The sequence below is a fragment of the Flavobacterium sp. genome, from assembly GCF_035195345.1.
In the GTDB taxonomy this organism is placed as follows: domain Bacteria; phylum Bacteroidota; class Bacteroidia; order Flavobacteriales; family Flavobacteriaceae; genus Flavobacterium.
This window is the reverse complement of sequence record NZ_CP136574.1, coordinates 2,331,767-2,347,449: the sequence shown is the minus strand read 5'-3', so window position 1 is coordinate 2,347,449 and position 15,683 is coordinate 2,331,767. Positions and strand designations below refer to the sequence as shown.

Below are 15,683 nucleotides of genomic sequence, written 5' to 3'. Positions count from 1 at the left end.
CAAAACTACTAAAAAATATTTTTTCTACTTACATAAAGATATTAACTTACTGTTAATAAATATTTTAGAAAGACAACTTTAAAAAAATAACATTTAAATGAAAACCAATAATGGTCTTAATAACTAATTTTTAAGGAGATAGAAATTGAATTAAATAGTTTACTAAATAGATTTAAAACAAAAAATGTAAATAAAATTAATATAATCCAATCGTAAAACATGAAAATTTAGCATTCTATTTTAACAAAAAACAATAAACAAATATAGATTTACATAATCGAAAATCAAATTCCCTAATATTACCAACTATCTTTCCAATATTTGAGTTGTTCTCTTAGGTATTCGTTCATTAAATCTATTGAAGATATAGATGGCAATGTTACACCATTATAATCATTAATTCCTTGTTTGACCTTAAAATTTGTAGGTGCTGAAATTGCAACAATTCCATTTTTTTTATATAACATTATGGCTCTAGACAAGTGTAATGCATCGGAGACTACAATCACATTTTTATTAGTTCCAAATCGTTTTACAAAAGCAGAAACTTCTTCTGAAGTGTTAGATGGAGTGGTTAACATTTCGATATTTTGTTTAGGTATGCCTAACTCAACAGCAGCCCTTTTTACAACTGATGCTTGAGACTCTAATCCTAAGCTAGAATATCCTGAACTAACAATTATATAATTTGGTAACAACTTTGATATTCGTATTGCTTCAATTAATCGAGTCAATGTAACATCAGACAATTGTTTTGTAGCTGACAATCTTTTTTCTAGACTATAACCAGCACCTAACACATGTAAATAATAAGTTTTATTTGTATCAATAAGATTCGGATTAATTATGCTGTTTTTATTTTCATGCTTTTTTACTAAACATTTAGGCAAATATGAAGTAGTACACATTAAAAATAAAATAAAATAAAAAATCCACAACCAATACGCTTTTTGAATGTTGAATTTATAAGTTAATATCATTAACAATACTAGAAACAGTATAAAAAAATTGTATAGGGTTAAATTATTTTGAAAAAAATTCATTGTAGCGACAAGTTTAAAAATCTTAAAAGAGAAATATTTACCCGTTATGTAGAATTGTTTTAATGCTAAATATTTCAATAATTTTATATCGAACTCACATTATTTTGTTAATAATTCAATTAAAATAAACAAACTAAAAAAATCTATTTGACTATAGAACGATTAAAAATCACTTGAATAATTTAATCTCTATGCCTGTAATCGATATTGCGAGGTAACAAATATATTATTTAAAAAAAATGAATAAATTATTAATATATATAATTTTACAAATTAAAACGAAACAAAAATATATTGAGGATGTATTAATAGCAAATTAAATGTCCTAGAAATATTTTTATCAAAAAAACAAGAATTTACAAAAATTCAACATACAAAATTATTTATCCAAGAGGCTTATTAACCTTATTACAAGTTTAAAATATTTACTAACTTATTTAAATTTAGCTTATATTCATATCCCATACTGGAATTTTCACTTAAGATTGCATCTTTAATATTAAAATGTATTGTTTTTAAACCTGCACTTTTTAATTGCCTTGCATTATCAAAAGTAACACCTCCACCTGCTATTATTTGAATTTCATTACCATAATTATCAGACCATTTTTTTAATTTTTCTTTTCCAAAATCAACCGTTTTTTTACTTCCAGCTGTTAAGAGCCTATCAAAGCCTGTTTCAACTAAAAACTGTATGGCATGCTCGGTATCTATTGCAAAATCAAACGCCCTATGAAAAGTGGTTTGTAAACCTAATTCTTTTGCAGCAAAATAAAGACGTTTTGTATGCTCCTTTTCAATTTTAAAATTTTCATCTAATAGTCCAAATACCACACCTGTAACTCCAAGCTTAGCAAAAAATTTTATATCTTCTACCATTAATTTAAGTTCATATTCATTATAATTAAATCCCCCAGCTCTAGGTCTTATCATAACGTGAACTTCAGGAACAGCATGTTCACAAAAATAGGCTGTTGTAGCATAACTTGGTGTTATTCCACCTAATTGAAGCCCTGCACATAGTTCAACACTTTTAATTGTTGGTAAATTAACCTCATTTAATTCTTCAATAGATTCTAGAACTACTTCAAAATTCATACTATTTAAAAGTTATTTTAATGATTTATATTAGTTCTTAAAATTTTTCCAGGATTTCCTATCATTACTACTTCATCTGGAACATTTTTAATAATTAAAGTTCCTGCTCCGATTAATGTATTTTTACCAATATAAGAAACACCTGTCATCACTGTAGAACCTATTCCAAAATAAGCAAATTCTTTTATGTAAATTGACGCACCTATATTTACTCCTTGTGAAAAAAAACATCCCTTTTCAATGGTAACATGATGAGCAATATTAACACCCATACTTATCATTGAATAATCTTGTATTTTTGTAAATGGCATCACATTAGAACTAGGTAATATATATATTGCTTTTCCTAACTCAACTGTTGCATCCAGCAATACGGATTCATGAATAAAAGATGGTATCTCAAATCCTTCTGACTCTATCTTTGAAAGCAAATTAACTCGAACAGAGTTATTACCAATTGGAACAAAAACAGCTATATCTTTAGTTAATGCATTAAATAAATAATTAATATTACCTAGAACAGAATATCCTCCAATATCAGTCCCTTTCAACAAATCATTATCATCAATAAAACCGAGAATTTCGTAATATTCTTCTAAGTATTTTGAATATACTTGACCATAGGTACCCGCACCAAAAATAACCGCTCTTTTCTTCATATTATTAATTTTTACCATCAAATGGAATCATAGTAATGTCCGCTGTTGCATTAACTTCATTTGTTTTAAAAATTTTAAATACAGTTTTAAATAAAATTTTAACATCTAAAAAAAAACTTAAATTATCAACATACCAAACATCATATTGAAATTTTTGAGTCCAACTCAACGTATTTCTGCCATTTACTTGGGCCCAACCTGTAATTCCCGGTCTAACTTCATGCCTTCTATTTTGTTCATTAGAATAAAGAGGTAAATAATACACCCTTAATGGCCTTGGCCCTACTAGTGACATATCTCCTCTTAAAACATTTATTAATTGAGGTATTTCATCAACAGATGTTTTACGAACCCATTTCCCAACAGTTGTTAATCTAAGATTATCTGGTAGTAGATTTCCATTGACATCCGTTTGATCAGTCATGGTTTTGAATTTAATTATTTTAAAAATATTACCATATCTTCCAGGGCGTTCTTGGTTAAAAAAAGGTTTCCCTTTATTTGAAAAATAAAGTGCTGTAAAAGCAATTATAAATATTGGAGATAATACTAGTATCCCTAACAAAGCTAATATAAAATCAATTACTCTTTTAAAAATATTTTTATACATTTTTTTAATTACTTCTTTATAAATATTTTTTAATCACATGAAGTTTTCCTTTTCCAGCTGGAATTTGCCATGTATCTTTATTCCACTTACTATTTCCTTCAATGATTATAGGACCACTAGGCGTAATTGCAATATCCCATCCCACTGTTCTAACTTGAGGCACAATATGCGCAGCTTCTGTAACCAATTGCTTTATTTCATTCCAAAATGGAACTTTTAAACCTAAAATTTGTTGTTTTGTTGAAGGATGTATTTCATGATAACTATCACAAGAAGATCTTTTTCTTATACCTCCTGAAATTACAACTCCTGTTTCACTATCAATCTCTGCTGCTAAATTACCTGCTGAATAATTATCTATAGGACAATCTACACTAATACGAAATACCGAACCAATAATATCTACTCTATTTTCATCATTAAGTAAGGTTATCATTCTTATTGTATTAACCGCCGATGGAGAAATATTTGCGATACTTTCATGCTGTACTATAAAATCTTCAAAATAAAAGTATTCATTTTCCTTAAAATGGTTTTTTAAAAAAGTAATTAGTTCTTCATCTCCAATCATTATACTATTTTCTTTTTTTTGAACTTGGAAAATTCGCACACCCTTTCCTCCCGAACTTTCTGGATTTTTAATCACAATTTTTTGATTAATTCGTTCCAAAATAACGGTTGTGATGATATCCATATCTTTTTGGGTATATAAAAAAGCTGGATTACAGAATTTATTAAACGTTTTGAAAAATGTCTTTTTATTATCAACCTCATCAATAAAATCTTTATGATTCATTTTATTGTGAAACTTATACATAATACCCATTGTTGCATATTCTTTCTTCTGCTCTTTATTTTTTCTATAGAATTGGAAATTATAATAGTCTACAAATGAAGAACCATACCATAATGAGTTTATTACCATTCTTATACACAAAAATAGTTTGTTATACCCTTTTTTTGAAGTACAATTGATTGATTTTATTAAATCTTTATAATCCGTCTTCAAAATAAAAAAACCTAAATATAGAATATTTTTCATTGCTTGTTACTTGTTATTAAAAGTATTTATAATACTTGCAAACCTTTTGGTTAATATGGATTCATCATAAGTAGTTTCAGCTAATTTTCTACTATTATCACCCATAATCTTTAGTAAATTAGGATGATTTTTCCATTCCATGATAAGTTCAAATAATTCATTTGGATTTTCTGGGTCTACAAAAGCACCACAACTATTTTCCTCTACCATTTTTTTTGTCCAACCATTTGAATTTACTATTATTGGTTTACCAGCAGCTAAAGAATCAAATAATTTATTTGGTGAATTAGTACTTAAAATTGGAATATTTAGAAATGGGACAACCGAAATATCACAAACATTTACTACTTCACTTGTCTCTTTCATTGCTAATCTTTCGTAAAAAAATACATTTGTTAATTTATTACTTTCAGCGAATAATTTTAAAGTTTTTTCTGCTTTTCCTTCTCCTAAAAGAATAAAATCAACATCCATTATTCCTTTATCATGAGCAATTTTTGCAGCTTCAATAAAATATTGAAGGCCATTTGCAATACCCATTGTACCAAAATGAATTACTTTAAAAGAATTTTCTCTAAGTTGTAACTTTTTAATACAATCTTTGCTTTTTTCTCTTGGCCAAAAATGTTCTTTCTTAGCCATATTGGGAATCATTGATACTTTATCAGATGAAACATATTTAATAACACCATCATACATACCTGGAGATAAAGCAACTATATGGCTTGCATTTTTATAGATTGTTTTTTCAAACCAAATAGCTATTTTTTTTACTAAAGAATTTTTAAGCCCCCCCATTTGTATAGGCACTTCTGGCCACAAATCTCTAACTTCAAAAACAAAAGGAATACCTTTGATTTTTTTTAATAATAGGGCGGGAAGTCCAACTGATAAGGGTGTAGATGTAGCAATAACTAAATCAATATTTTTATGTTTAAAAACTTCAAAAGAAGATTTGTACATAAAATTAAAAAATGATTTAATCCGCATAGGAATACTCATTTCATTTGAATAAGCATTTTTCAAATAAACTATATTAATACCGTCTATATAGACTTCTTCTCTATTGGATGCTGTTATTTTTTTATTTTGAGTAATAACTGTAACTTTATGCCCCTCCTTTAAAAGTTGCTGAACAATAAAATAAATACGAGTAGCTCCGGGTTCTCTCGGAGTTTTAAAGTATTGGTGTATATAAAGAATTTTCATTTATTCTATTTTAGTATAAATATCATTAAGCATTTTAGAATTGTATGTCCACGAAAAGTCTAAAGCATGATTATAAGCATTTTTCGAGATTTCATTGTAATTTTCTTTTATTTTTTGAATAGCTTCTGCTATTTTTTCATGTTCTTTTGGCATTACTGAAAAACCAACTACTCCTTCTTCGTAATTTCCGTCAAATCCTTGGCCTTTTGTATAAACCACTGGCAACCCTTGAGTCATTGCTTCTACATATACTAATCCAAAAGATTCTTTAAATGAAGGCACCACTAAAAGATTCGAATTCCTATATATTTTTAATAATTGTTCCTTATCTGAAATAAAACCTACAAATCTAACTTTTATACCTTTTGCTTCTTCTTGCAATTTATCTTTAAGATAACCTTCACCTACAATTGTAAGTTGGAAGTCAATACCTTTTTCTTTTAATATTTTACAAGCTTTAATTAATGCACTACAATTTTTATTTTCACGAAGCTTACCAACGAAAAGAATTTCTATGCAATTACTGTTTTTAGACTCATCAAAATATCTATTTTTAATCCAAAAATCATTCACTCCGTTAGGAATAACTTTAATCTTATCTTTCAGTTGCTCAAATTGAAATGTTGTTAAGCATTCTCTTAATTGTATGTTCTTATAAGCTGGTGATAAAACCATTATTGATTCAGCACTATTTAATATTTTGAAACCTATTTTTCTAAAAAAAATAGATTTTTTCATGAATATATTTATATCTGTATTTCTAACTGTAACAACATAAGGAATAGCTTTCTTTTTAAATAATAAAAAGGAAATAATGCCATTAGATATTAACGAATGTGCATGGGTAATTGTTATTTTATCATTTTTTACTTTTTTATTAAAATCCTTATAAATAGATAACATTTTTAATGGCCAGAAATATCTTTCAAGATTTGAAAAAGCTTTGGAAATTGTATATAAAATATTTTTAGATTCACAATAATCGCTATTTATTTTATCCTTTTTGTTTATTGGAATATATACAGTTTGATGAATTGAAGCATTCATATCCCTTAAGGACATAACTAACTCTTCATGTAACTTATTAGTAAGAAAATAGGAATTAATATGTACTAAATTTATCTTATTTTCCATTATGCTACTACAGAATTGAAACTAACTAAATCTAAACTTTTCTTTGCTTCAAGAAATGCTGTTGATTTCAAAAATTGGTATTCTATAACTCTTTCATCTGTTAACTTTGTGTTTTCTAATTCAGTTATATCAATAGATGGATGACAAGGTATCTCTAAAATTGCATTCTCAAATTTTGCCAAAGGATTTTTTACCAAAGCTTTAAAAACATCAATAGCATTATGAGAACTTGTAACCAACATCCCTTCAGGGCTCTTAAAATATTTATTAATTTGATTTTTATTATTTTTAAGGTATTGCTCCACTAGCAAACGTTTAATTCCAAATTTTTGGATATCAAATAAACCAGGAACAATTACTTTTCCTGAATTTTGTATATAGTGCTTAACATAAAAACGAATTCCTTTTGGCTTTTGAGTTTCTTTTCCAAAATCCAATAATGCTTTAAAAACTACTGGAATTCTATTAAGTCCTTGGTGGGAATCAAAGTGTGTTATATTGTCTCCTAAAATATCATAAAGCTTTGCATATTGGTTTTTCAACTCTAATAATACTTCTTCTTTTTTAATTAAATTTTTCTTTGCTCTACTCTCTAATTCTTTTTTAGAATGAAAATTACCCTTTTTATCAACTAAAGAAGATACTTCATCAATAGAAGACGTTGGTTTTCCTTCCGTTAAATTAAAATGAAGTCCAATACTAATATTTGGGATTTTAAGTAACTCTATTGCCTCATTTGCATAAGGCATATTTACCATTACTGTTGTAGAAGTAATAGTTCCTAAATGCATTAATTCTGTTATTGCATTATTTATTGACTTTGTCATTCCAAAATCGTCTGCGTTGATAATTATTTTCATTTTTTTAAATCTTTAAAGCTAATTAATTGAAACTTATTGAGGCTATTTTTAAAACTTTCAGACTTCAATATTTCGAACTCTTGTAGTCTTTTATCAGTTAATTTTGTCTTTGGCAAATCTGTAATTGATGTAGCTGGATGGCAAGGAATTTCAATATATAACTTTTCTAAAGCAATTAATTTTTCCAATGCTTCAAAAGTATCTACTTTTTTTAAATTTATATTTAAAAGTTCCCCTTCAGGCATTACATAATATTTGCGAAAAGCAACATTATATTTTCTATAATACAATTCTGTTATATATCTTTTTATTCCAAACTTAAAAATATTTTTAATTCCAACAACCTCAGGAACTATAGCATCAGTAATAAACAAATGATGAGGTGAACGTAAACCTAATACTATGTTTTCTTTCCCTAAAGATAAAAAAGCATTTGAAATGGGCTTATATTTATGTACTCCTTGATGCGAATCCATATGAGTTAAACGATCTCCTACACGCTGTTTTAATAATAAAATTTGAGCCTTTAATTCTTTATAAACGTCATTAACATTTATTTTTCCTTGTTTACTCCTTTTTCTTAATTCTTTAAATTCATAAAACTCTCCCGTTTCACTATTCACAATTGTTGAAATTTCTGACGCATCTAAAATAGGCTTTCCTTGAGTTATATTAAAATGCAGACCAATGCCAAAATTAGGATATTCTAATAATTTATCTACCTCTTCCCAATAAGGCATATTAACCATAACGGTTGTAGAGGTTAATGTTCCCTTTTTAGCTAATGTGAATACTGCTTCATTTACCGACTTTGTAAAACCAAAATCATCAGCATTGATAATTATTTTCATTTTTTATAAAATTATGTTCATTAAATAAATAATAATTACTGATCAAGATTAATCCATTGTGCAATTTCTTTACTAATTAATAATGAAGATTCTTTATATAAATGACTACCGTCTGTAAATATATATTTTCCCTGATTATTATTAAACACCTTAAATTTAACACCATTTTTTTTTGCCAAAAAAGATATTTTTTTATCAAAATCTGGAAATGCCTTAAATTGTCTCTCTAAAATAGAATTATGAACAGGTAGTCTTACAATATAAACTTTACCATGGCTTTTTAAAAAAGTTATAGTTTTTTCTAAATACTCATATCTTTTTTTTGAAAAATGATATTTAGCCGAATATCCTTCTTCCTGCAATTTTAGTTTTAGTCTTTTATTAATTGAAGAAGTATCCATTTCTAAATTAACTTCTAGCCAACCATCGTCATGTAAAAATCCTTCACCTCGAATTTTGTTCAAAAAAAGTTTCTTGTAAAAAGTTTCTTGTCTATGAAGTATATATTCAAAATTTGGATTACAAGAAACACATTCAATATTAGCCAAAAAAGAGCTATTCTCTATAAAAAGACTTTCATCATTTGGATTATCTGTATTAGAAGATATAGAACCTGGATCAACAGATATAATAAAAACACCATCCTTTACAGTTTCATCTACTTTATTCTTAATACTCTTGTAATAGGCTGGGCCATAAGGTGAATAATTTGCTGCAAAAGAAAAATTATACATTTTATTCTTTTTATTAATCAACTCATCATTAAAAACCGATGGAACCAATCCTTGCGCTGCTCTTGAGTTACCAATAATTAATGAGTTTTGTTTTGGTGAAGATACCCTTCCATAATAAAAATCAAAACTCCCAAAACTAAATGAATAAACATATATTCCAATAATAAATAATAATGGAATAGAAAAATAGACAATCTTTTTAAAAAATTTTTTCATAATTTAGAATTGAAAATAAATAAAATCTTGCTCTTTACCTGCAAACAGAAAAATAGAAATAATAATTATAAAATAAAAACACCATTCTAAAAAGCGGTAATTATTATATTTTAAATTTTGAAGTGCATATTCACCTGTTCGGCCTATCCATTCTATGAGAATAAAGAAAATAATTAATACTATTACAACGTATGATAAAATTGGTATATCCGAAAGGTTAAGAAATGGGGATTCAAAAATTTTCTTAATATAGCTAAAAGCATGCTCTAAATTATCTGCTCTAAAAAATATCCAAGCAAATACAGTTAAAGTGAATGTTAAAAACATATTTAAAGCATCTCTAAAAGATGGAAAAAACCTTCCTTTAGCAACTATTTCAAAATTATTTCTATTATTATTTGTCAATAATAATGGCATAAAATACAATGCGTTCAAGAAACCCCATACAATAAAAGTCCAATTTGCCCCATGCCAAAAGCCACTTACAATAAATATAATAAAAGTATTTCTAACTTTCATCCACATACCTCCTTTACTACCTCCTAATGGAATATATAAATAATCTCTAAACCAAGAAGAAAGTGAAATATGCCATCTTCTCCAAAATTCCGCTATATCCCTAGAAAAATATGGAAAAGAAAAATTCCTTAACAATTCAATGCCAAATAATCTCGAAGTTCCTAAAGCAATATCCGAATAACCAGAAAAATCACAATAAATTTGAAAAGTGAAAAATATTGCTCCAAGAATTAAAGAACTTCCAGAATAATCATTATAATTATTGAAATATAAATTTGCAAATTCAGCACAGTTATCTGCAATTACCATTTTTTTGAATAGCCCCCATAGTATTTGCTTAAGACCATCAACTGCTTTATAGTAATCAAAATTCCTCTTTCTTTTTATTTGCGGTAACAAATGAGTTGCACGTTCAATAGGTCCTGCAACTAATAGAGGAAAATAACATACAAAAAGAGAATAATCCACAAAATTTCTTTCTGGTTTTATCCTATTGTAATAAATATCAATTACATACGATAAACCGTGAAATGTATAGAATGATATTCCAACCGGTAAAATGATATTTAAAGTAAAGTAACTAGCCTCAAAACCAAAAAAACTAATAAAATTTATAAAAGATTCAGCAAAAAAATTGTAGTATTTAAAAACTCCTAAAAATCCTAAATTAATAATTATACTTATCCAAAACCATAATTTTTTATTTACTTTAGAACTTGATTGCGACATTTTAATAGCAGTAAAATAATCCAAAATAGTTGAAAAAATCAATAAAAATAAAAATCTATAATCCCAACAAGCATAAAAAAAATAACTAGCTATAATTAATAAAAAATTTTGTTTTACTATACTTTTTTTAGCTATAAACCAATATAAAAGAAAAACAATAGGCAAAAAAACAGCAAAACCATAAGAATTGAATAACATATTTTATTATTTTAAGATTTATTAAAAGTTTGAAAAAAAATTAATTTATATAAATTTATAAAAACGACTTTATAAATTTAATAATTCTTTCAGTTCTTCTTTCTATACTAAATTTTTGTGCATGTTCAATAGCATGTAATGACATTTTATCTCTTAATTGTTCATTTACTAATAGTTTTTCTAGTGCTGTTCTAATTTGAGAAATATCATTTGGATCAACTAAAATTGAAAAATCTGAAGTACATTGCACTCTTATTTCAGGAATATCAGATGAAATTATAGGTAATCCACAAGCCATTGCTTCAATTATAGCGTTACTAGAGCCTTCGTGCTGCGTTGGTAAAACAAAGATATCCGAAGCTGATAAAAGTTCAGGAACACAACTTCTAGGTACTTTCTGTTTGAAAACAATATCTGTGCTTTCTGGATTTTGTTTTCCTTCCCCTACCATAACTAGACCAATGTTCTCAATTCCTTCAGCTGCTTTAACCAATCTTAGAGGCCCTTTGTTTTCTATAAAATGTCCTAAAAACATAACTAATGTTTTATTTTGAGGTAAATTATATTTTTCTCTAAGCTCATTTATATTTTCCCTTTTATAATACACTTCAAAATCCACCCCATTAGGCTCTACAATAATTTTATCTTGAGAAACTTTCATATCTATCAATTTCTCTTTTATCAATTCAGAAACAGCTATAAAACCATCTATTTTATTGAAAAATTTCGTATATGTATTCTTATTATACCATTTTTGTACTAATTGGATATTTCTATTTTCACCTACAGCTGCAATAAATGGCTTATTATATTTTTCTAATGCTTCTACACCTAATAATGCATTTTTTATAAAATGACAATACACTACATCAAACTCAATTTTATTTTTCTTTATAATACGTTGTATTGCATTTACTTGTATTTTACGAGCAATTGTATAGGTATTAAAACTTCCTATTTGTTTTGTGGATAAAGAAGTAAATAATGGACGGTAAACCTTTGCTAATTCATTACCATATACTACTTTTTTAAATTTTATTTTTCTTGGCACTAATTGAAAAGGCGCAATAACAATTACTTCATGCCCTAGTTTTGCAAATTGTTGCACTAAATTGTATACAAAAACTCCATTAGTAGGATGTTGTTCCGATGGGTAATTATCTGATATTATTAATATTTTCATAACTTAATTTATTACATGATTATTCATTCTTGTTGAACCTATTAAAATTGCAAAAACAAACCAAACAAACAAACTAGAAATAGCTCCCCCCGCTTTAAATATATGGAGCGTTATTGCAGAAAAAAGCAAAAAAATTAACACTGTTTTTGTCCTTTTGAAATTATTATGTGCAAGGATTAAAAGTCTAAAATAAAAAATCATAAATACGATAAAACCAATTAAGCCCGTTGTAGCTAATATTTCAAGAAAAGCATTATGAGCTCCCATTGCCCCACCAAAAGTTTCTTTCATCATAGGTTTAAAACCAGACCTCCCTACTCCTAAAAATGGATTATCAACAAAAAAACCAAATGCAATTTCCCATATATCATTTCTTCCTGTTTTCCCTTCATCTACAAATTGCATAAATCTAGTATAAAAAATCTCATTACTTAAAAAATAATTAAATAATAATACTCCTACAATAGAAGCTAAAATTATTATTAAAAATTTAACTTTAAAATTTTTCTTTAAAAGCAAAATCATAACTGCTGCTCCAATGAAAAATGTAAAAACTGCACCTCTTGAAGCAGTTGCTGAAATTAAAGGAAATATAGGAACTAACATGAGTCCCATAAAAATTTTATAAATTATATTAAATTTTTGTTCCAAAATAAATGAAAGCAAAATTAAAGCTCCTATAACAGCCTTAATACCTATATTATTTGGATTTTCACCAAAAATTATAAGCCTACTCTCACCTTCTGTAAAATCAATATCTACACCTATTCCAAACAGAAATAAAACACTTAATAAAAAAATACCAAACGTATATATTTTTAAAACATACAATAGAATTGTTGGGTTTGATATCAAGTGATTTCCTAAAATTAACAATAAAAATAAAAATTTTAAAATTCTTGTAGTAAAAAGATCATTTAATTCTTCTATATAAGTAATATTTAAAAATGATGATATTGCTTCTATCAGTAGAAATAATAAAATAGGTTTAATATAAGGCCCCAGGTAAAAAAAAGATAAACGTTTATTAAGAAATGGTAAAGTGGAAATTATATAAATAAAAAAAACGACCATTGTTATAGAAAGTACTCCTTTTAAATCAAAAGGATTCCAAAATTCAAAAACAACAGAAAGTACTAATAAGTACAAACAGAAATCATTTATTTTTTTTAAAAAAATCATATTTTTATTTTTGACATAATACTATTTCCTTAGAAAAACTTGCTAAATCATTCCATATTTTTTGCAAATTTTTCATATGGACTTCATTGGTATAATTTGGAAGTTTTATATAATGATAGTCAATATTTTCGCCAAATAAGTTTCTAACATTAAATAAGGCAGAAGAATGGAAAGTAATTATTCGATTTGGCAACTTTTCCAATGAAGATAAATATATTTCTATTGGAAAATCATTTCGTTGCACGCTCATAATTTGCTCTATTTTTTTTAGTTTTTTTGTTGATTCAAAAATTCTAGGTACATAAATAATTTCTTTTTGAAACATATCTCTAATTTTAACTAAGATATCTAAATAATTATCCTCAGATATATACCCTCTTTCAACATGTGGATCTCCTATAAATATAATGTAATCGTTTATATTTGAAAACGATATGTTTTTTAGGTAATTAAAATTATTATTAACTATTTTATATTTAAATTTCTGTAAAAAAAAAGAACCATAAGAAGTGAAATACTGATCAAATAATATATCATAATTATTAATTCTTAAAAATTTGTATAATAATTTGTTTTTATAATTCTTAAAATATTTAAAAGGATTTTCTGCTTTATAATTTACCGATCCTGAACCGTCATCAATAAATGAAATTGTAACATTTTTAGATTTTTTGCAAGCATATCTGTAAAATGCATTTAAATCATTTCCAACCAAATGCCCTTCATTAAATTTAAACAAAAATATCTTGAAAAAACTGATAAGATTTATTAATACAAAATTATATCTTGCAATTTTTTTATTTAATAAAAAAGTTGGAGGCATAAATATAACTTCATCAAAGTAATGGTTTTTAATCAAAGACAATACTTCTAATCTTGAATTTATTTTTTTGTTACATACAAACAATACATTATAACCTTTATCTAATTGATAATTCTTAATATACTCTACACAATTAATAACTTGTAATCCCGTTACAACAAAAAAATAATTTTTATTCCTTTTACTCATTAAAATTATTATTAATTAAAATTATTAGATATAATTTCAAAAACAGAAAAATCCCATGTTGAAAAAACACCAAAAGAAACTTTTTCATCAACGACAATATGACCTACTTTTCCCGATAGCATTTTACCGCTATTTTTGAAATTATCGACTTTTGACAACATAATTCCTCCTTGACCCTTATATATAGCTTCTCTTTCAAGTCTTGTGAATTTATCTTGTTCTAAAATAGGTATTAAACCATGACCTATGTGTTGGAAATACATTTTATTATCTGGTCTTACACTTATTAAAGAATCGGCATTGAAAATAGTTAAAGTATTAATGGCATCATCAACTATATCTGTTGTTACAAATGGATAGTCTAATGAAAATGACATTATAGCCTCTGGTATAATTTGTTTTTGGGTAACTGACTCTAAAATAAATTTAAATGTACTATTTAATGTTTCTCCTGATTTTGATAACTGAAAAGGTCTTTCAATTATTAGTAATTTTGAAAATTTTATCTTCTTACTTTCGACAAAATCTAATATTTCTTTATCGGAAGAAGTAACTACAATCCAATCAATTTTTTTGGAGTTTTCTAATTTTTCCAAAGCCAATTCCAAAATAGTTTTATTATTTGAATTTTTGTGTAATGGCCAATTAATCTTATTAATAAATGTATTTCTAACTGGAATTATTGCTATTGTTTTAGGTGTAATTAACTTAAAAGATTCTACATAAGTTTCTTTAATTTTTTTTCTTGTTGATAAAATTCTTTCTTCATTACCTGTAAGATTATTTCCATGCCTTCTGTAGTAAAAAAGGGGTTTATTAATATTTGTAACTTTGAAGTGCATTATAAATTTTATCCATAAATCATAACCATCTTGACAAGTAAAGCTTTCATTATAACCTCCTAACATTTTCAAATTTTCTAAGCGTATCATTGTACATGCACCGTGAGCAGGCTGATCGAAAAGAGAAACATCTTTATCAAAATCATGCCTAATTTCTTCTCCAGTTATTATACCATTATCGTTGGTATAATAATAGTCAGGGAAAACCAATCCTAAATCTATATCGTTTTCTAATGCAGAAACCATAATTTCTAATGCATCTGGCGTAAGAAAATCATCTGCATCCAACCTCATAATATATTTGGCAATAGAGGCTCTCATTGCAATATTATTGGTTACATTTAATCCTTTATTTTGTTGATATATTATATTTATTTTAGGATTATCCCTGTATTGTTCAATAATTTCTTTACTATTATCTACAGAACCATCATCTATGATAAAAAGTTCAAAATCTTGAAATGTTTGAGACAATACACTCTCTACAGATTGTTGTATATACATTCCATAGTTATAATTTGTAATATAAACGGTTAATAAAGGATTACGCTTCATCTGTTAA

At 26.3% G+C, this 15,683-nt stretch carries 15 protein-coding genes; all 15 read right to left on the bottom strand.

The features are described from left to right. Positions 1-299: 299 nt before the first annotated feature. Entirely contained in the window at positions 300-980 is a 681-nt protein-coding gene (locus tag RSE15_RS11035; RefSeq protein WP_324068572.1) for a YdcF family protein, read from the bottom strand. A 471-nt stretch (positions 981-1,451) separates the two neighbouring features. After that, positions 1,452-2,141 carry a copper homeostasis protein CutC gene (locus tag RSE15_RS11030; protein WP_324068571.1) on the bottom strand — a complete coding sequence of 230 codons (690 nt, stop codon included), beginning with the start codon at positions 2,139-2,141 and terminating at the stop codon, positions 1,452-1,454. 17 nt (positions 2,142-2,158) lie between these two features. Then, positions 2,159-2,800, bottom strand: a complete 642-nt coding sequence (locus RSE15_RS11025) for an acetyltransferase (protein ID WP_297869137.1) — start codon at positions 2,798-2,800, stop codon at positions 2,159-2,161. A gap of 4 nt (positions 2,801-2,804) precedes the next feature. Then, a complete protein-coding gene (locus RSE15_RS11020) occupies positions 2,805-3,410 on the bottom strand; it encodes a sugar transferase (protein WP_324068569.1) in 606 nt (201 codons plus the stop codon). Positions 3,411-3,426: 16 nt separating this feature from the next. Next, entirely contained in the window at positions 3,427-4,452 is a 1,026-nt protein-coding gene (locus RSE15_RS11015; protein WP_324068567.1) for a sugar-transfer associated ATP-grasp domain-containing protein, read from the bottom strand. A 6-nt stretch (positions 4,453-4,458) separates the two neighbouring features. Continuing rightward, positions 4,459-5,661, bottom strand: coding sequence for a glycosyltransferase family 4 protein (locus tag RSE15_RS11010; protein WP_324068565.1), 1,203 nt, complete (start codon positions 5,659-5,661; stop codon positions 4,459-4,461). Further along, complete coding sequence (locus RSE15_RS11005) at positions 5,662-6,795, bottom strand: glycosyltransferase family 4 protein (protein ID WP_324068563.1); 1,134 nt, start codon at positions 6,793-6,795, stop codon at positions 5,662-5,664. It lies immediately after the preceding gene. Beyond that, positions 6,795-7,655: a carbohydrate deacetylase gene (locus tag RSE15_RS11000; RefSeq protein ID WP_324068561.1), complete on the bottom strand. Its 861-nt coding sequence runs from the start codon at positions 7,653-7,655 to the stop codon at positions 6,795-6,797. Before RSE15_RS11000 ends, RSE15_RS11005 begins: the two co-directional genes overlap by 1 nt. After that, positions 7,652-8,506 (bottom strand): carbohydrate deacetylase, encoded by an 855-nt coding sequence (locus RSE15_RS10995; RefSeq protein ID WP_324068559.1) that lies wholly within the window; start codon positions 8,504-8,506, stop codon positions 7,652-7,654. Before RSE15_RS10995 ends, RSE15_RS11000 begins: the two co-directional genes overlap by 4 nt. 35 nt (positions 8,507-8,541) lie before the next feature. Continuing rightward, complete coding sequence (locus tag RSE15_RS10990) at positions 8,542-9,456, bottom strand: hypothetical protein (RefSeq protein ID WP_297869144.1); 915 nt, start codon at positions 9,454-9,456, stop codon at positions 8,542-8,544. A 3-nt stretch (positions 9,457-9,459) separates the two neighbouring features. Then, complete coding sequence (locus RSE15_RS10985; protein WP_297869145.1) at positions 9,460-10,902, bottom strand: MBOAT family O-acyltransferase; 1,443 nt, start codon at positions 10,900-10,902, stop codon at positions 9,460-9,462. Between the two features lie 55 nt (positions 10,903-10,957). Next, entirely contained in the window at positions 10,958-12,085 is a 1,128-nt protein-coding gene (locus RSE15_RS10980) for a glycosyltransferase family 4 protein (protein WP_297869146.1), read from the bottom strand. A 3-nt stretch (positions 12,086-12,088) separates the two neighbouring features. After that, positions 12,089-13,267 carry an O-antigen ligase family protein gene (locus RSE15_RS10975; RefSeq protein WP_297869147.1) on the bottom strand — a complete coding sequence of 393 codons (1,179 nt, stop codon included), beginning with the start codon at positions 13,265-13,267 and terminating at the stop codon, positions 12,089-12,091. 4 nt (positions 13,268-13,271) lie between these two features. Next, on the bottom strand, positions 13,272-14,279 hold the full coding sequence (locus tag RSE15_RS10970) for a hypothetical protein (protein ID WP_324068557.1): 1,008 nt from the start codon (positions 14,277-14,279) through the stop codon (positions 13,272-13,274). Between the two features lie 11 nt (positions 14,280-14,290). Then, complete coding sequence (locus RSE15_RS10965) at positions 14,291-15,676, bottom strand: glycosyltransferase (protein WP_324068555.1); 1,386 nt, start codon at positions 15,674-15,676, stop codon at positions 14,291-14,293. Positions 15,677-15,683: the final 7 nt, after the last annotated feature.

What these genes read in the sequence shown, in the direction of transcription:
- RSE15_RS11035 (WP_324068572.1), bottom strand. Translation starts at nt 980, where the DNA reads ATGATATTAACTTATAAATTCAACATTCAAAAAGCGTATTGGTTGTGG.
- RSE15_RS11030 (WP_324068571.1), bottom strand. Translation starts at nt 2,141, where the DNA reads ATGAATTTTGAAGTAGTTCTAGAATCTATTGAAGAATTAAATGAGGTT.
- RSE15_RS11025 (WP_297869137.1), bottom strand. Translation starts at nt 2,800, where the DNA reads ATGAAGAAAAGAGCGGTTATTTTTGGTGCGGGTACCTATGGTCAAGTA.
- RSE15_RS11020 (WP_324068569.1), bottom strand. Translation starts at nt 3,410, where the DNA reads ATGTATAAAAATATTTTTAAAAGAGTAATTGATTTTATATTAGCTTTG.
- RSE15_RS11015 (WP_324068567.1), bottom strand. Translation starts at nt 4,452, where the DNA reads ATGAAAAATATTCTATATTTAGGTTTTTTTATTTTGAAGACGGATTAT.
- RSE15_RS11010 (WP_324068565.1), bottom strand. Translation starts at nt 5,661, where the DNA reads ATGAAAATTCTTTATATACACCAATACTTTAAAACTCCGAGAGAACCC.
- RSE15_RS11005 (WP_324068563.1), bottom strand. Translation starts at nt 6,795, where the DNA reads ATGGAAAATAAGATAAATTTAGTACATATTAATTCCTATTTTCTTACT.
- RSE15_RS11000 (WP_324068561.1), bottom strand. Translation starts at nt 7,655, where the DNA reads ATGAAAATAATTATCAACGCAGACGATTTTGGAATGACAAAGTCAATA.
- RSE15_RS10995 (WP_324068559.1), bottom strand. Translation starts at nt 8,506, where the DNA reads ATGAAAATAATTATCAATGCTGATGATTTTGGTTTTACAAAGTCGGTA.
- RSE15_RS10990 (WP_297869144.1), bottom strand. Translation starts at nt 9,456, where the DNA reads ATGAAAAAATTTTTTAAAAAGATTGTCTATTTTTCTATTCCATTATTA.
- RSE15_RS10985 (WP_297869145.1), bottom strand. Translation starts at nt 10,902, where the DNA reads ATGTTATTCAATTCTTATGGTTTTGCTGTTTTTTTGCCTATTGTTTTT.
- RSE15_RS10980 (WP_297869146.1), bottom strand. Translation starts at nt 12,085, where the DNA reads ATGAAAATATTAATAATATCAGATAATTACCCATCGGAACAACATCCT.
- RSE15_RS10975 (WP_297869147.1), bottom strand. Translation starts at nt 13,267, where the DNA reads ATGATTTTTTTAAAAAAAATAAATGATTTCTGTTTGTACTTATTAGTA.
- RSE15_RS10970 (WP_324068557.1), bottom strand. Translation starts at nt 14,279, where the DNA reads ATGAGTAAAAGGAATAAAAATTATTTTTTTGTTGTAACGGGATTACAA.
- RSE15_RS10965 (WP_324068555.1), bottom strand. Translation starts at nt 15,676, where the DNA reads ATGAAGCGTAATCCTTTATTAACCGTTTATATTACAAATTATAACTAT.